This window comes from Mycobacterium sp. G7A2 (genome assembly GCF_041902445.1).
Taxonomy (GTDB): Bacteria; Actinomycetota; Actinomycetes; order Mycobacteriales; family Mycobacteriaceae; genus Mycobacterium.
Window position 1 is genome coordinate 3,844,588 of sequence record NZ_CP169251.1, and the last position, 24,294, is coordinate 3,868,881.

Annotated in this window: 24 protein-coding genes; 9 read left to right on the plus strand and 15 right to left on the minus strand. The window is 68.5% G+C overall.

What is annotated here, in order from left to right:
* Nucleotides 1-4 precede the first annotated feature (4 nt).
* The 3 genes from ACEWX3_RS18295 to map form a co-directional block, all read right to left on the minus strand.
* On the minus strand, nt 5-568 hold the full coding sequence (locus ACEWX3_RS18295; protein ID WP_152516696.1) for an alpha/beta fold hydrolase: 564 nt from the start codon (nt 566-568) through the stop codon (nt 5-7).
* A 63-nt stretch (nt 569-631) separates the two neighbouring features.
* Nucleotides 632-1,294, minus strand: a complete 663-nt coding sequence (locus tag ACEWX3_RS18300) for a hypothetical protein (RefSeq protein WP_207069363.1) — start codon at nt 1,292-1,294, stop codon at nt 632-634.
* A gap of 20 nt (nt 1,295-1,314) precedes the next feature.
* Complete coding sequence (map, locus tag ACEWX3_RS18305; RefSeq protein WP_374157260.1) at nt 1,315-2,172, minus strand: type I methionyl aminopeptidase; 858 nt, start codon at nt 2,170-2,172, stop codon at nt 1,315-1,317.
* A gap of 22 nt (nt 2,173-2,194) precedes the next feature.
* On the opposite strand from map, the gene ACEWX3_RS18310 reads away from it, so the two are divergent.
* The gene (locus ACEWX3_RS18310) at nt 2,195-2,581 is read left to right on the plus strand and encodes a PaaI family thioesterase (protein ID WP_374157261.1); all 387 of its coding nucleotides are present in this window, start codon (nt 2,195-2,197) and stop codon (nt 2,579-2,581) included.
* A gap of 64 nt (nt 2,582-2,645) precedes the next feature.
* On the opposite strand, the gene ACEWX3_RS18315 is transcribed toward ACEWX3_RS18310, so the two are convergent.
* Nucleotides 2,646-3,248 (minus strand): TetR family transcriptional regulator, encoded by a 603-nt coding sequence (locus tag ACEWX3_RS18315; RefSeq protein ID WP_221360726.1) that lies wholly within the window; start codon nt 3,246-3,248, stop codon nt 2,646-2,648.
* 19 nt (nt 3,249-3,267) lie between these two features.
* Here ACEWX3_RS18315 and ACEWX3_RS18320 point away from each other — a divergent pair, with 19 nt between their 5' ends.
* Both ACEWX3_RS18320 and ACEWX3_RS18325 read left to right on the plus strand, forming a co-directional pair.
* Entirely contained in the window at nt 3,268-4,362 is a 1,095-nt protein-coding gene (locus ACEWX3_RS18320; protein ID WP_374157262.1) for a DUF1214 domain-containing protein, read from the plus strand.
* Nucleotides 4,359-5,528 (plus strand): sulfotransferase, encoded by a 1,170-nt coding sequence (locus ACEWX3_RS18325; RefSeq protein WP_374157263.1) that lies wholly within the window; start codon nt 4,359-4,361, stop codon nt 5,526-5,528. The genes ACEWX3_RS18320 and ACEWX3_RS18325 overlap by 4 nt, the downstream gene beginning before the upstream one ends.
* Here ACEWX3_RS18325 and ACEWX3_RS18330 read toward each other — a convergent pair.
* From ACEWX3_RS18330 to dxr, 7 genes are all read right to left on the minus strand, one after another.
* Entirely contained in the window at nt 5,521-6,162 is a 642-nt protein-coding gene (locus tag ACEWX3_RS18330) for a DUF1707 domain-containing protein (RefSeq protein ID WP_373889079.1), read from the minus strand. The two genes, ACEWX3_RS18325 and ACEWX3_RS18330, sit on opposite strands and share 8 nt — an antisense overlap.
* A 21-nt stretch (nt 6,163-6,183) precedes the next feature.
* Complete coding sequence (locus tag ACEWX3_RS18335; RefSeq protein WP_374157264.1) at nt 6,184-7,998, minus strand: penicillin-binding transpeptidase domain-containing protein; 1,815 nt, start codon at nt 7,996-7,998, stop codon at nt 6,184-6,186.
* A 455-nt stretch (nt 7,999-8,453) separates the two neighbouring features.
* Nucleotides 8,454-9,131, minus strand: a complete 678-nt coding sequence (locus ACEWX3_RS18340) for a GNAT family N-acetyltransferase (RefSeq protein ID WP_373889078.1) — start codon at nt 9,129-9,131, stop codon at nt 8,454-8,456.
* A gap of 150 nt (nt 9,132-9,281) precedes the next feature.
* Nucleotides 9,282-10,136: a GNAT family N-acetyltransferase gene (locus ACEWX3_RS18345; RefSeq protein ID WP_207067555.1), complete on the minus strand. Its 855-nt coding sequence runs from the start codon at nt 10,134-10,136 to the stop codon at nt 9,282-9,284.
* A gap of 60 nt (nt 10,137-10,196) precedes the next feature.
* Nucleotides 10,197-11,351, minus strand: a complete 1,155-nt coding sequence (gene ispG / locus ACEWX3_RS18350) for a flavodoxin-dependent (E)-4-hydroxy-3-methylbut-2-enyl-diphosphate synthase (protein WP_374157265.1) — start codon at nt 11,349-11,351, stop codon at nt 10,197-10,199.
* A gap of 7 nt (nt 11,352-11,358) precedes the next feature.
* Nucleotides 11,359-12,600: an RIP metalloprotease gene (locus ACEWX3_RS18355; RefSeq protein ID WP_207067554.1), complete on the minus strand. Its 1,242-nt coding sequence runs from the start codon at nt 12,598-12,600 to the stop codon at nt 11,359-11,361.
* Nucleotides 12,601-12,615: 15 nt separating this feature from the next.
* On the minus strand, nt 12,616-13,815 hold the full coding sequence (gene dxr / locus ACEWX3_RS18360) for a 1-deoxy-D-xylulose-5-phosphate reductoisomerase (protein ID WP_374157266.1): 1,200 nt from the start codon (nt 13,813-13,815) through the stop codon (nt 12,616-12,618).
* A gap of 188 nt (nt 13,816-14,003) precedes the next feature.
* Between dxr and ACEWX3_RS18365 the strand changes: the two genes are divergently transcribed.
* Together ACEWX3_RS18365 and ACEWX3_RS18370 are read left to right on the plus strand one after the other, a co-directional pair.
* A complete protein-coding gene (locus ACEWX3_RS18365) occupies nt 14,004-14,684 on the plus strand; it encodes a fasciclin domain-containing protein (protein WP_207067552.1) in 681 nt (226 codons plus the stop codon).
* Between the two features lie 167 nt (nt 14,685-14,851).
* Nucleotides 14,852-15,433 carry a fasciclin domain-containing protein gene (locus ACEWX3_RS18370; protein WP_207067551.1) on the plus strand — a complete coding sequence of 194 codons (582 nt, stop codon included), beginning with the start codon at nt 14,852-14,854 and terminating at the stop codon, nt 15,431-15,433.
* A 29-nt stretch (nt 15,434-15,462) separates the two neighbouring features.
* Here the strand turns inward: ACEWX3_RS18370 and puuE are convergent, their stop codons facing one another.
* A complete protein-coding gene (gene puuE, locus ACEWX3_RS18375; RefSeq protein WP_374157267.1) occupies nt 15,463-16,386 on the minus strand; it encodes an allantoinase PuuE in 924 nt (307 codons plus the stop codon).
* 192 nt (nt 16,387-16,578) lie between these two features.
* On the opposite strand from puuE, the gene ACEWX3_RS18380 reads away from it, so the two are divergent.
* Complete coding sequence (locus ACEWX3_RS18380; RefSeq protein ID WP_374157268.1) at nt 16,579-17,922, plus strand: deoxyribodipyrimidine photo-lyase; 1,344 nt, start codon at nt 16,579-16,581, stop codon at nt 17,920-17,922.
* A gap of 4 nt (nt 17,923-17,926) precedes the next feature.
* Here ACEWX3_RS18380 and ACEWX3_RS18385 read toward each other — a convergent pair whose 3' ends face one another.
* Nucleotides 17,927-18,775, minus strand: coding sequence for a mycofactocin-coupled SDR family oxidoreductase (locus tag ACEWX3_RS18385; RefSeq protein ID WP_374157269.1), 849 nt, complete (start codon nt 18,773-18,775; stop codon nt 17,927-17,929).
* Nucleotides 18,776-18,887: 112 nt separating this feature from the next.
* Here ACEWX3_RS18385 and ACEWX3_RS18390 point away from each other — a divergent pair, with 112 nt between their 5' ends.
* Nucleotides 18,888-19,142, plus strand: a complete 255-nt coding sequence (locus ACEWX3_RS18390) for a DUF2631 domain-containing protein (RefSeq protein WP_207067547.1) — start codon at nt 18,888-18,890, stop codon at nt 19,140-19,142.
* Nucleotides 19,143-19,154: 12 nt separating this feature from the next.
* Here ACEWX3_RS18390 and ACEWX3_RS18395 read toward each other — a convergent pair whose 3' ends face one another.
* Nucleotides 19,155-19,754, minus strand: a complete 600-nt coding sequence (locus ACEWX3_RS18395; protein ID WP_374157270.1) for a hypothetical protein — start codon at nt 19,752-19,754, stop codon at nt 19,155-19,157.
* 217 nt (nt 19,755-19,971) lie between these two features.
* On the minus strand, nt 19,972-21,402 hold the full coding sequence (locus ACEWX3_RS18400) for a wax ester/triacylglycerol synthase family O-acyltransferase (RefSeq protein ID WP_374159889.1): 1,431 nt from the start codon (nt 21,400-21,402) through the stop codon (nt 19,972-19,974).
* Between the two features lie 253 nt (nt 21,403-21,655).
* Here ACEWX3_RS18400 and ACEWX3_RS18405 point away from each other — a divergent pair, with 253 nt between their 5' ends.
* Together ACEWX3_RS18405 and ACEWX3_RS18410 are read left to right on the plus strand one after the other, a co-directional pair.
* Nucleotides 21,656-22,357 carry a DUF427 domain-containing protein gene (locus ACEWX3_RS18405; RefSeq protein WP_374157271.1) on the plus strand — a complete coding sequence of 234 codons (702 nt, stop codon included), beginning with the start codon at nt 21,656-21,658 and terminating at the stop codon, nt 22,355-22,357.
* A gap of 83 nt (nt 22,358-22,440) precedes the next feature.
* On the plus strand, nt 22,441-24,285 hold the full coding sequence (locus ACEWX3_RS18410) for an acyl-CoA dehydrogenase (RefSeq protein ID WP_374157272.1): 1,845 nt from the start codon (nt 22,441-22,443) through the stop codon (nt 24,283-24,285).
* Nucleotides 24,286-24,294 lie beyond the last annotated feature (9 nt).

The window sequence follows — 24,294 nt, forward strand, 5'->3', positions numbered from 1 at the left end:
AACATCACCATGTGCTCGTGCGCATGACGATCTCGGTCGCGAGTTGGGCCGTCGAATCGGCCGCGTTGCGCCGGCCCAGCAGATCCACGATCCGGTACTCGCCGTAGACGAAGCGCTGGCTGGCGACCGCCATGGCGCGGGCGGCTTTGGTACTGACCAGCACCGTGGTGTTCAGCTCCACCGGCGGGCAGTGCTCGTCGCGGATGACCCCGGCCGGGTCGGCCACCCGTGGGTGTCCGCGATCGACGGCCACCAGCCCGATGAACCGGTCGAGCCGGGTGGCGGCCAGTTCCCAGGCCAGCTCCCCGCCCAGCCGGTCACCCACCAGCAGCGCCCAGCGCACGTCCAGCGAGTCGAGGATGCCGACCACCGACTTGCCGGTCAGCCGCGGATCCGGCCCGATCACCACGGTACGCAGGGACGCGGTGTGCAACCGCTGACAGACCGGATCGTAGGCCGCCGGGGCCTGATGCGCGGCACCGAGCACGACCACGACCGAACCCTTCTCCGGGCCCGCCACCTCCACGGGCACGCCGAAGCCGTCGACGGTCACCATGGGAGAGGGCATTGCGTCACGCTACAGCCAGCAGCGCTGTCAGCGGGCAGCTTTCACCGCTCTTGATGGGCGCACTCATGCGGCCTGCGCGGCCTTGTCGGCCTGCTTGGCCATGACCTCCAAAAACGTCTGCGGCAGCGCGGCTTTGACGTCGATCGTGGGATCCGGGGTCGGGAAGGCGATCCCGAACACCGCCATCGAGCCGACGTTCTCGAACGAGAAGAACACGCTGCGTTCCGCCCCCGCCAGATGCATGGTCTGCTCGTACACCAGCGCTTGCGGTCGCGGGGTGTCCAGCCGCGTGGTGGTCATCGGGATCCCCGGATCCGACGGATCGAAGAACGTCTTGTACGTCGCACACCGTTCGGCGGTGGCAGCCAGCCGATCCAGATCCAGCGACCACGTGAGCACTGTGATCACCAGGCGCGCACCGTCATAGTCGACGACGTACTCCGCAGCACTGCCGGGCCCCCGCTCCGCGGTGTCGGCGATGTCGCGAGTCATCCCGTCGGTACAGCCCTCCGGAGTGGACAACATCGGCGGCGGCGCCCCTGCGCCGTCCCCCTGTCCCGGGTCGCGGTTGATCCGCTCGAAGCCCACACCGGCCGGAAAGTCTGCGGCGGTCAGCACAGCTCGCTCGAGACGGGCGCCGGGCCACGTCGGTGTGCCGGTCACCGCCTGCCCGCACCCCGTCAGGACGACCACCGCCATCGCCGCGCCCACCGCGTGCCGGATCATGGACCCAGGCTACCGATGGCTCACAGCTGGGTCAGGATCTCCGCGCCCGAGTCGGTGACCACCAGGGTGTGCTCGAACTGCGCGGTCCACTTCTTGTCCTTGGTGGCGACCGTCCAGTCGTCATCCCAGATCTCGTAGTCGAGCTCACCGAGGTTGATCATCGGCTCGATGGTGAACGTCATGCCGGGTTCGAGCACCGTCTGCACCGACGGTGCGTCGTAGTGCAGCACCACCAAGCCGTTGTGGAAGGTGGTGCCGATGCCGTGTCCGGTGAAGTCGCGAACCACGTTGTAGCCGAAGCGGTTCGCGTAGGCCTCGATGACGCGACCGACCACCGACAGCGCGCGGCCGGGCTTGACCGCCTTGATGGCGCGCAGGGTGGCTTCGTGAGTCCGTTCGACCAGCAGCCGGTGCTCCTCGCTGACGTTGCCGGCCAGGAACGTCGCGTTGGTGTCCCCGTGCACGCCGTCGATGTAGGCGGTGACGTCGATGTTGACGATGTCACCGTCCTCGATGACCGTGGAGTCTGGGATGCCGTGGCAGATGATCTCGTTCAGCGACGTGCAGCAGGACTTCGGGTAACCCTTGTATCCCAGTGTCGAGGGGTATGCGCCGTGATCGACCATGTACTCGTGGGCGACCCGGTCCAGGTGGTCGGTGGTGACCCCCGGCGCGACCGCCTTGCCCGCCTCGGCGAGCGCACCGGCGGCGATGCGCCCGGCGACCCGCATCCTCTCGATCACCTCGGGGGCCTGCACCCACGGTTCGCTGCCCTCCTGCGCGGTCGCCTTACCCACGTACTCGGGTCGCTCGATCGACCGTGGAACCGGCAACGTCGGCGACACCACACCGGGACGGAGGGCACTGCGTACAGACATGTAGCAATGCTAGCGTTCCGGCATGCAGGTCACCCCCGGGCACTTGTTCGCACAGCTGGACTTCCGGGACGTCGAGGAATCCGACGAACGCCTGGTGATCGAGTTGGACAACCGTCCCGATCTGGTCAACAGGCGCGGCGCCCTACAGGGTGGACTGGTAGCCACCCTGATCGACATCGCCGCTGGTCGCCTCGCCGACCGTCACGTCGGGCCGGGCCAGGACGTGACGACCGCGGACATGACCATCCACTTCCTGGCTCCAGTCCTGGAAGGTCCCGCCCGGGCCGAGGCCACCGTGGTGCGGGCGGGGCGACGGCTGTCGATCATCGCCGTCGACGTCACCGACGCGGCGCGGGACCGCCTGGCGGCACGCGCCACCTTGAGTTTCGCGGTACTCGACCCGCGCTGAGACCGGTGGCTCACGCCACTGGGATGAGACTGGTGGCTCACGCCACCCCAGCCCAACTGGCGGCTCACGCCACCGTGACCGACGCGAGCGCCGAGCGCACCCGCGCCGGCAGCGATCCGCCATGGACCAGCCAGTCGTCGAGCGCGACCCGCACCGAGGCCATGGCCAACGCCCCCAGCAACCGCGGGCGTGGGTCGTCGGGCCTCCGGTCGGCGAACCGTGGGGACACCAGCTCGGCGATCGCGGCTTCATAGCGCAGGTAGATCTGCAGCGTCCATGCGCTGAACACCGGCGATGACCGGGTCAGCGCGGCCAACTCGCGCACCTGGTCACTGATGGCCTCGAATCCGTCACCGAGGTCGTCGAACGCACCGCGTACCGCGGCGTCGGCGGCCAGGTCGGGCGGCTGGGCGGCCAGGGCGGCGGTGATCACGTCGAGCCACCGGGTGGTCATGCCCTCGGCAACTGCGTCTTCCTTGGCCGAGAAGTAGCGGAAGAAAGTGGCTCGCCCGACCTCGGCGGCTGCGGCGATCTGTTCCACCGTCGCCCCGGCGAGCCCGTGGTCGGCGACGGCGCGCGCCGCGGCCGCCGCGATCCGCGCCTTGGTCGCGCGCTGCTTGCGCACGGTGAGACTTTCGCGCGAATCACGACTCGAGACAGCGTCCATGGTGAGACTATGTCTCACCATGGACGTCGAAAGCAATGATCTGGCCGCTGCGGCGCTCGCCGGCTGGGACTTCGTCCGCCAGATGCTGGCGGACCTGACCGCGACGGTGGTCGATGATGCAGCCGACGAACGTGAACTGCTCGAAGGTCTGCGGGTGCTGGCCAAGGTGAGCGCACTGTGCACCGAACTGTCCGTGGAGGCCGACCCGCAGCGCCCGCTGTTCTTCGACATGTGCACGCCCACGCGGATGATCGGCGGACCCAATCCCGACGGTCGCTACCTGCTGGCCGCGATCCGCGGTGACCGGGCATACCGGATCAGCGGAACCCGCGGCAGCACCGCCTATCTGGGCTTCCAGGTGCTCGCCGGCACCGGTCTGACGCCGCGCCGGATGGCCGCCTATCTCGGTGACCGTGACCTGCACTGCGTCGACGGAACCTTCGAGATGCTGCTGTCCGCCGGCCAACCGGCCCCGGACGAACTCGGCGCCGCGCAGTGGGTTCCGATTCCCGACGACGCCTCCGCGGTCGTGGTGCGCGAGTACATCTCCGACCGCTGCTCGGAGTCTGAGGCCAGCATGGCGATCGACTGCCTGGACGCCGAGGCGCTGCAACCGCTGTCGGATGCGGCCGCGGGCGAGGCGTTCACCGCGATGGCGTGGACCATCGTCAAGCTCGCCACTCTTCACCGTACGGTGATGCCCGAGCTGCTGGCCCAACCCAACCGGCTGGTGACCGCTGAGGCCGCCGAGCTCGGTGCCGCCGACACGACGCCCGACAACCTCTACATGATCGGCTCGTTCGCGTTGGACCCCGATGAATCCTTGGTGCTGGAGTTCACTCCCCCGCGGACCCGGTTCTGGAACGTCACGCTGGAAAACGTCTGGCACGAGTGCCTCGAGCCGCGCCACCGGCACAGCTCTGTCACCAACAAGGGCGTGGCACCGGATCCGTCCGGGGTGGTCCGGATCGCGATCGGCGCCGGGGACTTCGGACACGGGCACTGGCTGGACACCGGCGGCCGGCACCGCGGTTTCGTGATCCTGCGCTGGCTGGACAACCCAGCGCCTCCGACGGTGCGCACGTCGATCCGCCACCGTGGAGACGCATCATGATCGCGGCACGCTTCCGCCCTGACGACCTGATCGAGCAGGCCTGCCACGCCGCCGGCTGTGACGACTTCGGGGAGGACAGCTGGCGCGAGGGGCTGAACAGGCTGTGCGACGGTCTGATCAGCCAGGCCCGACTCAACGCGCTCGGGGTCGAGATCGCCTCGACCGACCTCGTACGCGCGCTGACCCACCGCCTCCAGATCATCGCGTGGCGCACGAGCCACCCCGAGGTCACCACCGCACCGGTCGAACGGCCCATCGTCATCGTGGGCCAGCCCCGCACCGGCACCACCATCCTGTTCGATCTGCTGGCCACCGACCCCGAACTACGGGCGCCGCTGACCTGGGAGGTGGACAACCCACACCCTCTCCCCGACCCGAGGGAGTACGACACCGACCCGCGCATCGCCGCGACCCAGGCCGGCATCGAGATGTCCGAGCAGATCGTGCCCGGCCTGCTGGTGCATCACCCGATGGGGGCGCGAGTCGGCCAGGAATGCGTGCGCATGACCGCCGGTCAGTTCACCAGCATGATCTTCTCGGTGCAGTACCGCCTGCCCGACTACTACCGGTGGCTACTCAACGAAGCCGACCATGGGCCGGCCTACCGGTACCACCGGATGTTCCTGCAGCACCTGCAATCCGCCGTCGGCGGTCGGTGGCTGCTGAAATCGCCGGCACATCTGTGGCAACTCGAGGCGCTCGTCGCCGAGTATCCGGACGCTCTGATCGTGCAGACCCACCGCGACCCCCTCAACGTCATCTCCTCGATCAGCGCGCTGACCCACCATCTACGGCGGCTGGCCTCCGACGAATCCTCGATCGCCGACTGCGCCGCCCAGTCCTGCGAAGAGATCGTCGTCGGGCTGGACCGGGCCATCGAGATGCGTGATTCCGGCGTGGTGCCCGACAGCCAGGTCATCGACGTGCACTTCACCGAGTTCATGCGTGACCCGCTGGCCACTGTCCGGACGCTGTACACGGCGATGGGCCGAGAACTGAACTGCGCCACCGAGACCCGGATGCGTGAACACCTGGCTGCGCATCCCGGCGACCACGGCGGTACGCGCTACCGCTGGGCAGACACCGGTCTCGACGCCGGCGAGGTGCGACAGCGGGTGCGCCGATACCAGGAGCGCTACGGCGTGGCCGAGGAACCCCTCAGGTAGTGCGGGCGAACCGGTTGCGCCGCCATCCCTTTCGGGGGCCTCGCACGTCGACCGAACCGCAGACCACCTTGCCGGTGAGGATGACGTGCGGCTTCCCCTCCGCGGGGGCGTCTTTACGGTGATCGTGGGCGCGGCCGACGTTGACCTCGACATCGTCGATGGAGGCACTCGCCCCGTCGGGAAGTCGCAGTTCGAGCCCACCGAACACCAGATCCAACTCGATCACCACGATGGGGCCGGCGAACCGGGCCCGGGTCAGGTCGAGGTCGACCGAACCCATCCGGCGGTGCAGCGCCAGCCGAGTCGGCACGATCCACTCACCCTGGCGAGTCAGCGAGCCCAGCACACCGCGCAACTCGACGCGGTCGGCCGCCGAGGTGACGATCGCCCCCGGTCCGGGCAGGTCGCCGACCAGGGCGTCCAACTCCGACCGCAGCCTGGCCCGCGCCACCATCGCCGAGCGTTCCTCGAACTCGTCGATGTCGATGAGTCCGAGGGCCACCGCGTTGTGCAGTCGGCGCAGCGTGCCGTTGCGGTCGGCGTCGGAGATCCTCATCTCGACGGCATCCGCCGACGCGCGCACCAACGACGCGTCGGCGACGCGGTGGGTTCTGCCGTGGTTGATGTCGGTCATGACCCTCCCACGGTACCGCCGTCAGGCCAGGAAATCGGGCGGGAGGGCGTCGAGCATGCCCTTGAGCATGCGCACCGCGTACTCCGAGCTGCCGCCGCCGACGATCAGCGCCGAGAACGCCATGTCCCCGCGGTATCCGGTGAACCAGGAATGCGAGCCGCCCGCGAACTCCGCTTCGCCGGTCTTGCCGCGCACGTCACCGGCACCCTGGAGATCTTCGGCGGTCCCGTTGGTCACCACCAGCCGCATCATCGGTCGCAGACTTTCCACGACCTCGGCCGGAATCTGGGCCCGGTCCCCGGTGATTTCGGTCTCCCGGCCGTCGATGAGCTTCGGCACCGGGGTGTGCCCGGCCGCTACCGTCGCCGCCGCCAGCGCCATGCCGAACGGGCTGGCCACCACCTTGCCCTGACCGAAACCGTCCTCGGTGCGCTCGGTGAGATTCACCGTGGGGGGCACCGACCCGCTGACCGTGGGAAGTCCGGCGATGCGGTAGTCGGGTCCGATGCCGTACTGCGCGGCGGCCTGGGTGAGCCCGCGCGGCGGCATCCGGCTGGCCAGCTCGGCGAACGTGGTGTTGCAGGAGCTGGCGAAGGCCCGGGACATCGGCACGGTGCCGAGGTCGAAGCCGCCGTAGTTGGGCACGCTGCGGTGGCCGATGTCCATCTGCCCGGGACATCCCAGCAGCGTGTTGGGAGTCGCCATGTCGCGTTCGATGGCCGCACCCGCGGTGACGATCTTGAACGTCGACCCCGGTGGGTAGAGGCCCATCGTGGCGATCGGACCCTCCCGGTCGGCGGCCTCGTTCTGCGCCACGGCCAGGATTTCGCCGGTAGACGGTCGGATCACGACGATCATCGCCTGCTTACCGGTGGTGTCGACGGCGTTCTGCGCCGCCTCCTGCACCGACCGGTCCAGGCTGATGCTGACCGACGGCGCCGGGTCACCGCGCACCTCGTGCAGGACGTCGACGTCGGCGCCGTTCTGGTTGACCGTGACGACCCGCCAGCCCGGCGTCCCGTCCAGATCATCGGTCACCGTCTTCTTGATCTCGTTGATCAAGGTGGGCGCGAAGTCCTCGTCGGTGGGCACCATTTCGGGCTGCGGCGTGATCACCACCCCGGGCAGCGCGGCCAGGGCGCCCACGACCTCGTCGTGGTCGGCCTTGCGCAGCGTGATCAGGCTCAGCGGCCCCTTGATCGAACTGGACTGCTCGGCCAGGCGCTGGGCATCGAGGGTGTTGTCGAACCGGCGGAGCACATCGGCGACGACGCGGGCGGTGGGCATCAGAGCGCTGCCGGCCTGCTGGGCGTCCAGCGCGAAGTGGTAGCGGTATCCGGGCACCAACACGTTCGTGCCGCTGCGTTCGTGCACCGAGGCGCGCGGCGGATCGTCGGCGCGCAGAGCGAATGTCTGGTTCTCGCCCAGCCGCGGGTGGATGTCGGTGGCGCTCCATCGCACCTGCCACCGTCCGTCGTCCCGGATCATGTTCAGCCGGCCGTCGTAACTCCAGGTCCGGTCCTTGGGCAGGTGCCAGGTGTAGCGGTAGGCGATGCTCCCGGTGTCCTCGGCGTACTTGGAGCTCAGGATCTGGGCGTCCAAGCCGGTCGCCTGCAGACCCGCCCACGCCTCGTTGAGCGCGGCGCGCGCGAGTTCGGGGCGATCGGCGAACGCGCTGGCCGCGGAGGTGTCCCCCTCGGCCAGGGCGACGAAGAACCGTTCGGCGACCGGCTCGGGCCCGTCGGGACGCGGGGTGCATGCACTGAGCGCGGCCACGGTCGCGACAGCGGACAACACGGCGACAGCGCGTGTTACGGATGAGATCAGTGTGGCCATTGAGACGAATGTTAAGAAATAACGATCCGGTTTCGGCGCAGGCACGCCGAGAGGCACCTCGGGTCTGAGATCGCGCAGCCGCGACGGAGTTATGCGTCCGCGACTGTGGCCCGACATGCGAGCCCGCGACGGCTCTCACTCGCCCGCGCGAGCGGGCTAACCCCCGCCGCGCGAGCGGGCTGTCCCCTCGCCCGCGGCTGTGGCCCATGGCCGCGCCGCGCGAGCGGGCTATCCCCTCGCCCGCGGCTGTGGCCCCTGGCCGCGAAAGTACGGTTTCTGATGAATATCGGGCGATTTCTGTCAGAAACCGTACGCTCGCGCCCCGCCCGCGGCTACGAACCGGCGGCCACTGCCCGCGCCCGGCCCGCGGCTACGAACCGGCGGCCACTGCCCGCGATCCCGCCCGCGGCTACGAACCGGCGGCGACTGCCCGCGATCCCGCCCGTGCGACGGGGCTATGCGCCGGCGGCCGCTGCCCGCACCACCAGCGGCGCAGCCGGAAAGTACGCCGCCATCTCCGACCGGGACGCGCGCAGCGCGGCGGTGCCGTAGCCCTGCTTGCGATGCGCCGGGTGAATCCAGATCCGGACGTCGACCTCTCCGTCGGCGAGTTCACCGAACACCATGCCGACTTTGGTCGAACCAACCTCGGCAACCAGCCAGGCGGCCTCCTCGGCGGCGAAACGCGCCATTGCGCCCCGGATTTCGTCGCCGAGGTCGCCGGCCGGGACTTGGGTACCATCGCCGGCCAGGCGGATGTCCTCGGTGCGGGCCGCGAAGATGTCGCGGTCCTCCTCCGCGGTGAACGGCCGCAACATCAGCCGCCGGGCCCGCCCTCCGGGAGGCTCCGGCGGGGTGAAAATCGCCGACTGACTGCTCAGGTCCTGCAATTCAGCGGCGATTCGGTTGCGCGCGACCTTGGTGAGCCGATCGAAGGACAACCTCAGCACAGCTTCGGCCGCTGGAGCAGAGGTGTCGAGCAGATCGGCGATGGCGTCGATCGCGGCGTCGTAGTCCTCCGAGGCGACCACGGCGTCGAGGACCTCGTGGCGACGGTCCAGCGCGCGTACGAGGGCATCGGCGATGGCTCTGCGTTCAGCGCCGGCCTCATGCCCGTCCATGTCCTCGGTCATGGACAGCAAGCGTACGTGTCACGCAGTGCGCCAAGGTCGATCCGGCACGATCAATCCATCGACACAGTCGGCGGGCGCGACGTTCTGGCCGATCTTCGACCAGCTGGTCAGTCCGGCGACGTCGTTCCAGCAACGTCAACCCAGTCGGCGTCAGTCCAGCAGCACTGTCGCGAACGAGCCGACCTCGACGAATCCGATGCGTGCGTAAGTCGCCCGCGCCACGGTGTTGAAGCTGTTGACGTACAGGCTGGCGATGCGGCCACCGGCGACTACGGCCGCAGCCAGCGCGGCGGTCCCCGCGGTACCCAGGCCGCGGCCCCGCCGGTCCGGGTGCACCCAGACACCCTGGATCTGGCCCACCGCCGGTGACTGTGAACCGACCTCGGCCTTGAACACCACCTGCCCACGCTCGAAGCGTGCCCAGGCCCGCCCTGAGGCGATCAGCGACGCGACGCGGCGGCGGTAACCGCGGCCACCGTCGCCCAGGCGGGGATCGATACCGACCTCACCGATGAACATGTCGACCGCGGCGACGAGGTAGGCGTCGAGTTCCTCCATGCGCACCGGGCGCACAGCGGGGTCGATCGCGCAGACGGGCGCGGTGTTCAGCGCCATCAAGGGTTGATGGGAGCGCACATCGCGCGCGGGGCCCCACACCTGTTCGAGTCGCTGCCACATCGGCAGCACCAACTCCGCGCGCCCGACCAGCGACGAGCACCGGCGCGGACTGCTCATGGCCTTGTCGGCGAACGCGTTGAGATCACCCAGCGCGCCCCGCAGCGGAATCAGATTGGCGCCGGCGTAACACAGCGACTCGTTGACCCGGCGCCGCGTCCAGAGCTCCCCGCCGATGGCCGACGGCTCGATGCCGTGCTCGGCTACGCGGGAGGCGACCATGCACGCGGCTACGGGGTCGGAGTCGAGAACGTCGCGCACGGCGGTGATGTCGCGCGCCACCGACACCCTTCGCTCGTCGACGAGACGGAAAAGCGGAGGAGCCGACATCTGGACTCTTTCTGCGACAAATCCTGAGCAGCCGACCCGCACGCCCGGGGGGCCTGTGGTCTAGCTTACGGTCACAACCGGTGAACCGCTGGCATCCTCCAAACCGCGTTCTTCCGCAAGTCGCAGCGCCTCTTCGATCAACGTCTCCACGATCTGCGCCTCCGGAACGGTCTTGATGACCTCACCCTTGACGAAGATCTGACCCTTGCCGTTGCCCGAGGCCACACCGAGGTCAGCTTCCCGAGCCTCGCCCGGACCGTTGACGACGCACCCCATCACCGCCACCCGCAACGGCACCTCCATGCCCTCCAGGCCGGCGGTCACCTCGTTGGCCAAGGTGTAGACGTCGACCTGGGCCCGCCCGCACGACGGGCAGGAGACGATCTCCAGGGACCGGGGCCGCAGGTTGAGCGATTCCAGGATCTGGATGCCCACCTTGACCTCTTCGGCCGGCGGCGCCGACAACGAGACCCTTATGGTGTCACCGATGCCCCGCGACAGCAGAGCGCCGAACGCGACCGCCGACTTGATCGTGCCCTGGAAGGCCGGGCCCGCCTCGGTCACGCCGAGGTGCAGCGGATAGTCGCACTGCTCGGCGAGCTGCTCGTAGGCCGCGACCATGACGACGGGGTCGTTGTGCTTGACGCTGATCTTGATGTCGCCGAAACCGTGCTCCTCGAACAGTGACGCCTCCCAGAGCGCCGACTCGACGAGCGCCTCGGGGGTGGCCTTGCCGTACTTCTCCATGAAGCGCTTGTCCAACGATCCGGCGTTGACGCCGATGCGGATCGGGATACCGGCGGACGCCGCAGCCTTCGCGACTTCCTTGACCCGGCCGTCGAATTCCTTGATGTTGCCCGGGTTGACCCGCACCGCGGCGCAACCGGCGTCGATGGCGGCGAAGATGTATTTCGGCTGGAAGTGGATGTCGGCGATCACGGGGATCTGCGACTTCTTGGCAATCGTCGGAAGCGCGTCGGCGTCCTCCTGGCGCGGGCACGCCACGCGGACGATGTCGCAACCCGACGCGGTCAGCTCGGCGATCTGCTGCAGCGTGGAGTTGATGTCGTGGGTCTTGGTGGTGCACATCGACTGCACCGAGATGGGGTGCTCGCTGCCGACCCCGACATCGCGGACCATCAGCTGCCGGGTGGTGCGGCGGGGGGCCAAAACAGGGGCCGGCGGTGCCGGCATGCCCAGACCTATGGAGGTCATCGTTCTCCTACTGGAAGGGTCTGATCGGGTTGACGAAGTCGGCGGTGACCGTCAACAACATGTATCCGGCCACCACGACCAGGACGACGTAGGTGGCCGGCATCAACTTCAGGTAGTTCACCGGGGCGGCGGCCACCATGCCACGCGCGGACCGGAACAGGTTGCGCAGCTTCTCGAACACCGCGATCGCGATGTGGCCGCCGTCGAACGGCAGCAGCGGGATCAGGTTCACCGCGCCCAGCACGAAATTCAGCTGCGCCAGGAAGAACCAGAACGCCACCCACAGCCCCTGGTCGACGGTGTCGCCGCCGATGATGCTGGCACCGACGACGCTGATCGGGGTTTCGGGATCGCGCTCGCCACCGCCGATGGAATCGACGAGCGCGCCGACCTTGGTGGGGATCTTGGCCAGCGCCTTGCCCAGTTCGACGGCGAGATCGCCGGTGAAGGCGAAGGTGGCGGGCACCGCGGCCAGCGGGTTGTACTGGGTGGGCCCGAAGATCGCTGCCGTCACCCCGATGGTGCCGACGTCGGTGGGTACCGGTGCGGCATCGGCCGCGTCTGCAGCCACGTAACGCTGGCTCGGGGTGACGTCGACGGTGGTGGTGAACTCCTCGGTGCGGCCGTCCTGGTCGCGCTGCACGGTGAATTCGGTGGGTCCGTTCAGCGGCCGGACCGCCTCGACCAACTCGTCGAAGTTCGCCACCGGGGTGTCACCGACCGCGACCACGACGTCACCCGCGCGGATGCCGGCCGCAGCGGCCGGGCTGGACACCAGGCAGTCCCCCAGCTCACCCTGGCTGACCTCGGACTTCACGCAGGAGGTCTCGCCCACCATGGCGGTGGTCGGCTGATTCAGGTTCGGCAGCCCCCAGATGATCGCGATGGCATAGATCAACACGAACCCGATGACGAAGTTCATCCCGGGGCCGGCGGCGAGCACGGCGACGCGCTTCCAGGTCTTCTGCCGGTACATCGCGTAGGGGCGCTCGTCAGGTGCCAGTTCCTCGACCGACGTCATGCCGGCGATGTCGCAGAAACCGCCGAGCGGAACCGCCTTGACGCCGTACTCGGTTTCACCGAGCTTGTTGGCCCGGCGAGTGGACCACAGGGTGGGGCCGAAACCGACGAAGTAGCGGCGCACCTTCATCCCGGTGGCGCGGGCCACCCACATGTGGCCGCATTCGTGCAGCGCCACCGACAGCAGGATGGCGAGTGCGAAGAGCACGACGCCGATCGCGAACATCATGAGGCGGCCAGTTCCCTATCTCCTTGCAGTACCTGCGTGGTCGTGCTCGACGACGCGCCGCGCCCGGTCGCGGGCCCAGTCCTGCGCGTCGAGCACCTCATCCACGGTAGCTGGTTCGGCCGCCCACTGGTCGGCACCGCGCACGACCTGCGCCACCGTGCCCACGATCGCCGGGAAAGGAATGCGCCCGTCGAGAAAGGCCTGCGCAGCCTCTTCGTTGGCCGCGTTGTAGACCGCAGGCAGGCAGCCGCCAACTCGGCCGGCCGCCCGGGCCAGCTCCACGGCGGGAAAAACGGCGTCGTCGAGCGGCTCGAAGTCCCAGCGCGCTGCGGTGCTGAAGTCGCAGGCCGGCGCGGCCGCGGCCACCCGTGACGGCCAGCCCAGCGCCAACGCGATCGGCAACTTCATGTCGGGCGGGCTGGCCTGCGCCAGCGTCGAACCGTCGGTGAACGTCACCATCGAATGCACGATGGACTGCGGATGCACAACGACCTCGATGCGGTCGTAATCAACCCCGAACAGAAGGTGCGTCTCGATCAGCTCGAGGCCCTTGTTCACCAGGGACGCGGAGTTGAGAGTGTTCATCGGCCCCATCGACCAGGTGGGATGGCTGCCGGCCTGCTCGGGGGTCACATCGTGGAGCTGGGCCGCGCTCCAGCCGCGGAACGGACCGCCGGAAGCGGTCAGGACCAGCTTGGCGACCTCGTCGGCGGCACCTCCGCGCAGGCACTGCGCCAACGCGGAATGCTCGGAATCGACGGGGACGATCTGACCCGGACGGGCCGCCTTGAGCACCAGCGGCCCGCCGGCCACCAGCGACTCCTTGTTGGCCAGCGCCAGGCGCGCTCCGGTGGCCAGCGCCGCGAGTGTCGGTTCCAGACCGAGCGCCCCCACGAGCGCGTTGAGCACCACGTCGACGCCGGGCCCGGCGGCGGTCTCCTCGATCAGCCGGGTCACCGCGCGCGGACCGCTGTACGGCACACCTCCGAGGCGCTGCGCGGCGGCCGGATCGGCCACCGCGATGTTCGTCACCCCGGTCTCGGCCCGCTGCCTGGCGAGCAGATCGGTGTTTCCACCGCCCGCGGCCAGCCCGACGACCTCGAACCGGTCCGGGTTGGCGGCGATCACGTCGAGCGCCTGGGTGCCGATCGACCCGGTGCTGCCCAGCAGCAGCACCCGGATCCTGTCCCTCGGGGAATCACCGGTGACCGTCACGGCTTCATTGTGCCGTGTCGGCGGCGGTGGCCACTCCCCCGATCACCCATGACGGCCGATGCGCATCTGTGACGTGAATCTGACGTCTCGGATCACGACCCATCCAATCGGCGACCGGCGATGAATCACCCGTGTCAGCACAGTGCGGGCAGAGAGTCCGTCAATGACGACGTGAAGGGAAGAAAGTGATGATCACCGTGAACCGTAAGTCGGTTGCCGCCGTAGGCGTGGCCGCCGCCGCGATGCTCGGGGTGGCCGCCTGTTCGAGCGACAGCTCGACCGAAGCGACCGACGCGACCACCACGACGACGTCGGCTGCGGCGGAGACGACCACATCGATGGTCCCGACCACCAGCGCGATGGCCGACCCGGCAGCCAACTTGGTCGGCAGCGGCTGCGCCGCCTATGCGGAGCAGGTGCCCACCGGCCCGGGTTCGGTGACCGGGATGGCCTCCGCCCCGGTGACCGTGGCGGCGTCCAACAACCCGATGCTCACCACGCTGACCCAGGCGCTGTCGGGCCAGCTCAACCCTGATGTCAACCTCGTCGAGACGCTCGACGGTGGCGAGTTCACCGTGTTCGCGCCGACCGACGACGCCTTCGCCAAGCTCGATCCGGCGACCATCGAGACGCTCAAGACCGATTCCGATCTGCTCACCAGCATCCTGACCTACCACGTGGTGCCGGGCCAGGCCGCCCCGGATCAGGTGCCCGGCGAGCATGAGACCGTCCAGGGCGCGACGCTGAACGTGACCGGTGAAGGCGACGACCTCATGGTCAACGACGCCGGCCTGGTGTGCGGTGGCGTCAAGACCTCCAACGCCGTCGTCTACATGATCGACACTGTGCTGATGCCGCCGGCCAGCTGATCGGCCGACGAACCCCTCGGATCCCTCCGCCCGTGTCACCGGGCGGGGGGATTCGTGCTTCTGGCCGGAAAATGCGTCAAATCTGTTGTCTGTCAACCCCATCCATATTCCCACCGGCTCCGAAGACCAGGTGTACGACCATCCCCGGAAACAAGGAGATCGACATCATGAGGATCAACGGGAAGAACCTGGCCGCAACGGGATTGGCCGCTGCTGCCGCGATCGGCATGTCCCTGACGACGGCGACGACCGCCGGTGCACAACCGACAGGGCCGGGGTGCGCCGCCTATGTCGAGCAGGTTCCCGAGGGACCGGGCTCGGTGCAGGGCATGGCGCCGGCGCCGCTCACTGTCGCCGCATCGAACAATCCGCTACTCACCACACTGACCAAAGCTGTTTCCGGCCAGCTCAACCCGGAGGTGAATCTGGTCGAGACGCTCGACGGCGGTGAGTTCACCGTGTTCGCGCCGACGGACGCGGCGTTCGCCAAGATCGACCAGGCGACCATCGACAAGCTCGCCACCGACGCTCCCCTGCTGACCAATGTCCTGACCTATCACGTGGTGCCGGGCCGCGCCGCTCCGGATCAGGTCGTCGGCACCCACACCACCGTGCAGGGCAGCGACGTCACTGTCACCGGGCACCCGAATGAGCTCATGGTCAACGACGCGTCGGTGATCTGCGGCGGAGTGCAGACCGCGAACGCGACCGTCTACCTGATCGACACGGTCCTGATGCCGCCCATGTGATCTGGGACCGAGCGGAACCCCAGCGGTGCTCACTTCCTGGGCGGGAAGTGCTCGATCCAGTGCCGGGCGATTTCGATGCGGCGCGCTACCCACACGTCGTCGTGCGACTGCACGTGGTCGAGGAACCGTTCCAGGGCCGCGGTGCGGGCGGGTCGGCCGGCCAACCGGCAATGCAGCCCGACCGACAGCATCTTCGGCGAACCTGCCTGCCCCTCGGCGTAGAGCACGTCGAACGCGTCGCGCAGGTGAGCGAAGAACTGGTCACCGCTGGGGAACCCGCCCGCGATCGCGAAGCGCATGTCGTTGGTGTCGAGCGCATACGGGACCACCAGGTGGTCGGTACCCGCGACGTGTGTCCAGTACGGCAGGTCGTCGGCATAGGAGTCCGAGTCGTAGACGAAACCACCGTGCTCGACGACCAGCCGCCGGGTCTGCGGCGAGTCTCGGCCGGTGTACCAGCCCAGCGGGGCAGCGCCGGTGAGGTCGGTCATCAGGCGCACGGCCTCGCTCAGGTGCTCCCGCTCCACATCCGGATCGACCAGTTGGTAGCTGATCCAGCGCAGGCCGTGGCAGGCGATCTCGTCACCGCGCGCACGGAACGCTGCCAAGGCCTCGGGGTTACGGGCGAGCGCCATGGCCACCCCGAAGACGGTCAGCGGAAGCCCGCGTCGGTCGAATGCGCGCAGCACCCGCCACAACCCGGCCCGCGAGCCGTACTCATAAAGTGACTCCATGCTCATGTGGCGGTTCGGGAAAGGCTGCGCGGCAATGATTTCGGAAAGAAACGTCTCCGAGGCCGGGTCACCGTGCAAGACGCTGTTCTCGGCGCCCTCTTCGTAGTTGAGCACGAACTGCACCGCGATCCTGGCGCCGCCGGGCCATTGCGGATCCGGCGGGTGCGGCCCGTACCCGATCATGTCGCGGGGATAGCGGTCGACGGGCCCGGCGGTCATGCAGGCATTGTGGCAGGCCGCGGGCGGGTCTGTCGGACGGCGAGCACCCAGGAATCCGACCATGGGTCGGCGCCGACCGCAGCGGTGTCACGGTCGCTGAATCGCAGCGTGACCGCAGGTGGCGTTCCTCGAGTTCTTACGGAGTCGTCGTAGTTGGTTTCTCCGGCGGACATCGCGGGCAGCATCAGTGTCATGCCCGCTGTGTTGTGGTTTCGCCGCGATCTGCGGCTGTCCGATCATCCGGCGTTGCTGGCTGCGGCCGACAGCGCCGACGACGTGCTCGCGTGCTACGTCCTGGATCCCGCGCTGAAGGCTTCTGCCGGGCCGCGCCGTATGCAGTACCTCTACGACGCGCTGCGCGATCTGCACGACCGGCTCGACGGACGGCTGCTGGTGACGCGGGGTGACCCGAAGACTCGCATCCCGGCGCTGGCCAAGAAGGTCGGCGCCGAGTCGGTGCATGTGTCCGAGGATTTCTCCCCCTACGGCCGACGGCGCGACGAGCGGGTTCAGGAGGCGTTGGGTGACGTCGAACTGGTCGCCACCGGCTCGCCGTATCTGGTGTCTCCCGGGCGGGTGACCAAGGACGACGGCACGCCCTACAAGGTCTTCACACCGTTCTATGAGGCGTGGCGTAAACACGGCTGGCGCAAGCCGGCGCAGTCGACGACGTCGTCGGCGCGGTGGATCGACCCGGCCGAGGTGACCGGCAAGCCGGGGCTGTCCGACATCCCTGACGAGGGTGTCGAATTGGAGCTGCCGGCGGGCGAGACCGCGGCCAGCAAGCAATGGCGGACGTTTCTGCACGACGGACTCGACGGTTACGCCGACGACCGCAACCGCCCGGATCTCGATGCGAGCAGCCGCATGTCGGCACATCTGAAATTCGGCACGGTGCACCCCAGGACTCTGGCTGCCGACCTGGGCAGCGGTAAAGGCGCGCAGGCCTATCTCAGAGAGCTCGCGTTCCGCGACTTCTACGCGTCGGTGCTCTACGAGTGGCCGCGCAGTGTCTGGTGGAACTGGAACGAGGCCTTCGACGCGATCGAGGTCGATGACGGCCGCGAGGCCACGAAGGCCTACGAGACGTGGAAAGAAGGGCGGACGGGTTTTCCGATCGTCGACGCCGGGATGCGGCAGTTGGCCCAGAGCGGTTTCATGCACAACCGCGTGCGGATGATCGTGGCGTCGTTTCTGGTCAAGGACCTGCACCTGCCGTGGCAATGGGGGGCGCGGTGGTTTCTCGAACAGCTGGTGGACGGCGACATGGCCAACAACCAGCACGGCTGGCAGTGGGCGGCGGGATGCGGCACCGATGCGGCGCCCTATTTCCGGGTGTTCAACCCGACGACGCAGGGTAAGAAGTTCGACCCCTCCGGGGATTACATCCGCCGCTGGGTGTCCGAACTGGCCGAGTTCGACGGTGACGTGCACGACCTCGACGGAGAGCGCCCCGCCGGCTACCCGGAGCCGATGGTGGACCACAAGCGGGAACGCGAGGAGGCCCTGCGGAGGTACGACGCAGTAAAGAAGTAGCCTGCTACTTCAGCGTCTGGCCGGCGTCCACCGGTAGGGCCACCCCGGTCAGGTAGCGACCGGCCGGCCCGCACAGATAGACCATGGCGTCGCTGATGTCGCCGGGTTCCATCATCGGTAACCGCAGCAGCGGCTGCTGGGCGTCGCTGAAAGACGGATGGCGCCCGACCCACTCGGCCATCGCCTCATTGAGGACCATCGGGGTAGCCACGCCACCGGGGTGCACGGAGTTGACCCGGATGTTCTTCTCCGCCAGCGAGCGGGCGAAGTGACGCATCACCCCGATGACGCCATGCTTGGCGGCGGTGTAACCCGCCGCGCCGTGGCTCATCGTGCCGAACTCCGTGCTCACCGATGTGAAGCCCGCCGCTGAGCTGGTGATCACCACCGCACCGCCGTCGGGGTTGCTCAACAGCGCCGGCAAAGCGGCATCGATGGTGTAGTAGACGCCGTTGAGCATGACCGCGATCGCGTCGGTGAATGCGGTGAGCGATGTGCCGGCCACGCCGGCCGCGGGCAGGATTCCGGCGTTGGCCAGCACGAAGTCGAGTCGGCCGAACTCGGCGAGGCCGCGCTGCACCACCGCTGCCAGCCGATCGCGGTCGCGGACGTCGCCCTGCTCGGCGACGACGCGGCGCCCGGTCTTCTCGACCAACCGCACCGTCTCCTCGAGGTCTTCCGGGGTGGCCATGGGGTAGGCGACGCTGTCGAGCTGTGCGCACAGGTCGACGGCGATGACGTCGGCGCCTTCCTCGGCGAACCGGACTGCATGCGCCCGGCCCTGCCCGCGGGCGGCTCCGGTGATGAAGACGACCTTGTCCTCGAGCAGGCCACGAGCCTGCTGGATACCCATGACCGGCGAGCCTACTGCGCGCGCGGTCTGCCGGCGGACTACTACGGCGGCGCGTAGTAGAGCTGTGTCAGAATGACCTTCACAGACATGCCGCCGACCGTGAGGAGCAGCCGTGGCAAGCACCGAGGTGGAGCGTCACACCGGCGTCGACGTCGAGGAAGTGCCGTCGGCAGAGTGGGGATGGTCGAAAGAGAACCCCCGCGTCATCCAGATCGGCGGACTGCTCGGCGCGGCTTTCCTGCTGCTCATGATGCACGGCAACCACGTGGGTCGCGTCGAGGACTGGTTCCTCGTCGGCTTCGCCGCGCTGGTGCTCGGTGTCGTGGCGCGCAGCTGGTACGTGGGCCGCAACCGCGAGACGCGGTAGTTCCGGCCCGTTTCAGGTGCCGGCCGGCCGGCCGGCAGGAGCGAGGTCGGTGCCGTCGGGGGCATACCAGAGCGCAATGCTGTGGAACTCTTCGACCGACAGGTCCGCCGGTCCTCCGCAGGCCTGGACCGCGTGAGATTTGAACGCTCGAGCGGCGGCGCTGAGGCGGTGATGTACCCGGTGGAACCGCCGGCCCGCCTCGAGTGACGGCGATTCGCCCCATACGGTGACCTCGGTGCGCGCACCGTCGAGAATCTCGAGCAGGGCACTGCGGGTGTACGCGCACCCGGCGAGCAATCGGGCGTCGACCGCCACCGCGGTGGGGTGGTGCCCGCCCGGCAGTTCGCTGAGGCTGGTTCCGGGCGCCCAGTCCACCCCGAGGATGGTCAGTGCGGTGGTGTCGACGGCGCCGCCCGGAGTGAGGACCGTGACACGCCAGCCGGCTCGCACCCGATCGCAGAGCCAACCGCCGGCCGCCGTCACGACGGTCGCGACGTCGCCGGCGAGAACGGCGAGGTCGTAGGTGAGCAGCTTCTCCCCTGTCCTCCGCACGCCCGGCCCCTTGTGCCCGCCTGTCCGCAGGTCGTCGACGTCGAAAGTGCGTGCGGTCACCGGTTGCCTCCCAGAGAGCCAGAGCCGAGGTCGTCCTCGCGCCACCGTCGGGCGCGCATCGTTCGGCACCCAGGACAGGGTGACACTTTGAGCAAGATCTGTAAAGTACTTACGGGCATCGACCGTGGGCGTGCCGACGCTCCGGAACCGAAACGGCACTCCCGCCAGCCGTTTCCGCGAGATCGTCCGCGCGCGAGATCGTCAGGTCGCGAGATCGTCAGCGAGCGGGCGCAACCGGCATTGCGGCCGCCACCGGCGTGAGGTCGGCGGACAGTCCGGCCGCCACGCGGATTTCGGCGAAGGCGTTGATCAGTGCGTCGGTCGCTTCATGGGGGTCCCCGAGGGTGCGGTCGTCGGTCAGGACCGACAGCGAGAGCTGATCGACGTAGCTCCACACCGTGATGTTCATCCCGCTCCCGGCCACGATCGGGCCGACCGAGTAGATCTCGTCGACGACGGCGCCCTCGATGAAGCCACGCTCACGCGGCCCGGGCACGTTGGAGATCGTCAGGTTCATCACCATCGCCGATTCCAGCCGACGCGCCTGGGTGCGGAAGACGCTCGGGGTCGTGGCGGGCGGCAGGTAGGTCAACCATGACGGCAGCAGCGTCGGTCCGAGCAGCCGGTGGTTCTCCTTGGCGATGGCAGTCGCGGTCGCGGTCAGCCGCACCCGCTCGAGGGGGTCGGCGATGTGCACCGGCAACGACGGTGTCATGTAGGTGAATTCGTTGCCCATCAAACGATCCGGAGAGGGGTTATAGCTCACCGGCACCCCGGCGATCAGCGGCGAGTCCGCTGCCCCGTCATAGCGCAGCTGCAGCTCCCGCAGCGCCCCGGCGGCCGTGGCCAGCACGATGTCGTTGAGGGTGACGCCGAGGTGTTTGGCCGTCTGCTTGACGTCGTCGAGCGCGAGCGGCGCGGTCGCGAACCGCCGCCCCGGGGAAACGACGTGGTTGAGGAAGGTCTGCGGGGGCGCGAAATTGCGTGCCAGGTCAGGTTGCACACCGCGCTCTCGGGCCCGCCTACGCACGCGCGCTATGCCGGTGACCGTCTCGCCGACCAGCCCCGGTAACCGGGCCAACTGGTGCAGGTGATCACGGCCGGCCGCGCGGAGCAGGTTGGCCGCCGATCGGGAGTCGGGCGGCGCGTCGCCGAGCTCCCCGCCGACCTCGGGCTGTTCCGACTGGATGGCCATCGCCATCTGGTTGGCCGAGGCCATCCCGTCGGCCAGGACGTGATGCACCTTGTGGATGACGGCGATGCGGTTGTCCGCGAGCCCCTCCGCGACATACATGACCCACAGCGGATGGTCACGGTCCAGCGGGGTGCCGGCGATGTCACCGATCAGCTCATCGAGTTCGCGGCGTCCACCCGGAGCACGGACGTGAGCGCGGCGGACGTGATAGTCCAGATCGATCTCGGCGTTCTGCACCCACATCGGGTGGTGGAACTTCAGGGGGATGTCGACCAGTTGGCAGCGCAGTGGCGCGAGCGCGTGGAGGCGGGGTGCCGCCAGCCTGCGGAACATGTCGAAGTCGTAGCCGGGCAGCGCCGACACATCGAGCACACCGATCTTGAGGGTGTGCATGTGAACTTCCGGCGTCTCGCCGTAGAGCATCATCGCGTCCACACCGTTGAGCCGCTTCACCCATCCCCCGTTCGTCGTGCCGATGCCGCCTCCGGGTACCCATTGCACCGTGTTTCGCTTCCCGGATGTGTCGTTCCCGCCGATCTGTCACCGCGTGTCGGCGCATTGGACAGCGTTCCGCACCCCGAGCCCCGGCGGGCGCCGTGACATCCGCTACCGATTTTGTAAACTGGCGACATGTTCGCCGCGGATCGGTCATTGAGGCGCCGGCAATGACCCATGGGACGAAACGCCGTGGCCCGGGACGTATCCGGTGAGTCTCACCGCGGGAACCGGGCCCCTGGGCCAGGACCGGGCGGGCGCCTTCAGCCCCACCGTCGAGGGCAACCTCGTCTACGTCGAGCCACACCCCCGCCGGATCCAGGCCGTGCTCGGAGACCGCACCCTGATCGACACCGAGGGTGCATTGATGGTGCACCGGCGCGGCCAGCCGCTGAGTTATGCGTTCGCCGCCGAGGACGTCAGCGAGCTGCCCACCACCCCGGTCCTCGAGGCACCCGGCTTCGTGTCGGTGCCGTGGACCGCGGTGGACGCCTGGTTCGACGAGGGCCGCCGGTTGGTGCACTACCCACCCAACCCCTACCACCGCATCGATTGCCGACCGACCCGCCGACGGCTGCGCGTGAAGATCCTGGGGGTCACCGTGGTCGACACCGCAGACACCACGATCGTGTTCGAGACATCGCTGGCACCCCGGCTGTACGTCAGCGTCGAGGCGGTGCGCGCCGAGGTCCTCCGGCGCTCGGACACCGCGACATACTGCAACTACAAGGGGTGGGCGACCTATTGGAGCGCGGTGGTCGGTGACGTGGTCGTCCCCGACGTGGCGTGGAGCTACGAGGATCCCCTGCCCGAGAGCTCGCCGATCGCATCGATGGTGAGCTTCGACCCCGATCGCGCCGCCGTGCAGGCCGAACTGCCGCACGGGCGTGACTGGTATCACATGCCTCGGTGACCTCGCACCCTACGGTTGCGTCACCGTAGGTCTGCGCAGGTTACGGTTGCGTACGTCTTTGCTGGACCGCCACACTCCGGGCTATGACACATGCGTCGAGCCACTACATCGCCAATGTGCGTGACATCGAGTTCAACCTCTTCGAGGTGTTGTCGCTGGGCGACGTCCTGGCCGGTGGCGGTTACGGGGACCTGGACACCGACACCGCGCGCACCATGCTCGACGAGGTGGCCCGCCTCGCACAGGGCCCGATCGCCGCGTCGTTCGCCGACGCCGACCGCCATCCGCCGGTCTTCGACCCCGGCACCCACGCGATCTCGGTGTCCGACGAGATCGCGCGCACGGTGGCCGCGGTCAAGGAGTCCGACTGGTGGCGGGTCGGCATCGCCGAGGAGATCGGCGGGCTTCCGGCGCCCGCAGCTTTGGCCTGGGCCATCAACGAGATGCTGCTGTGCGCCAATCCGTCCGTCGGCTTCTTCTACGCCCTCGGCCCCGCGATGGCGCACGCCCTTGCCGCCGAGGGCAACGAGCAGCAGCGCCGTTGGGCGGCCGAAGGCCTGGAGCGGGGCTGGGCGGCCACCATGGTGCTGACCGAGCCGGACGCCGGCTCCGATGTCGGGGCGGGACGCGCCAAGGCCATCGCACAACCCGACGGAACGTGGCACGTCGAGGGCGTCAAGCGTTTCATCTCGGGTGGCGACGTCGGGGACACCGCCGAGAACATCTTCCATCTGGTGCTGGCACGACCCGAGGTCGCCGGGCCGGGCACGAAGGGGTTGAGCCTGTTCTACGTACCCAAGTTCCTCTTCGATCCGCAGACCCTCGAGATCGGTGAGCGCAACGGGGTGTACGCGACGGGCCTGGAGCACAAGATGGGCCTCAAGGCTTCGCCGACGTGTGAGCTCAGCTTCGGCGTACACGACAGGCCCGCGGTCGGTTACCTGGTCGGCGACGTGCACCGCGGGATAGCGCAGATGTTCACCGTCATCGAGCATGCCCGCATGACGATCGGGGTCAAGGCCGCCGGCACGCTGTCCACCGGATACCTCAACGCGCTGGCGTACGCCAAGGAGCGGGTGCAAGGCGCCGACCTGACCCAGATGACCGACAAGACCGCGCCCAGGGTGCCGATCATCCGACATCCCGACGTCCGCCGCTCGCTGATGACCCAGAAGTCGTATGCCGAGGGACTGCGAGCGTTGTACATGTACGCTGCCGCCCACCAGAACATCGATGTGGCGCAGCATGTTTCAGGCGCCGATGCGGACATGGCCCACCGGGTCGACGACTTGCTGCTGCCCATCGTCAAAGGGGTGGGCTCCGAACGGGCCTACGAGATGCTGACCGAATCGCTGCAGACGCTGGGCGGGTCGGGTTTCCTGCAGGACTACCCGATCGAGCAGTACATCCGCGATGCCAAGATCGATTCGCTCTACGAGGGCACCACCGCGATCCAGGCGATGGACTTCTTCTTCCGCAAGGTGGCCCGCGACCGCGGCGAGGCGCTGGCCCACGTCGCCGCCCAGATCGCCCACACGGTCCAGGCATGCGACGGGCGCCTCAAGCCGCAGGCTGCCCTGCTGGCGACCGCGCTGCAGGATGTTCAGGCGATGATCGGCACCGTCACCGGTTACCTGCTGGGCGCCTCGGAGCAGCCGGGTGAGATCTACAAGGTCGGATTGGTCTCCGTGCGGCTGCTTCTGGCCGTCGGCGACCTGGTGATCGGCTGGCGGCTGCTCGAGCAGGCGCGCGTCGCACACAGCGCGCTCGAGGCCGACCCCGGCCGCGCCGACGCAGCGTTCTACGAGGGCAAGATCGCCACTGCGGCGTTCTTCACCGCGAACATGCTGCCGCCACTGACCGCGCTGCGCACCATCATCGACACGGTCGACACCGAGCTGATGGACCTGCCCGAGGCCGCATTCTGATCGTGGGGT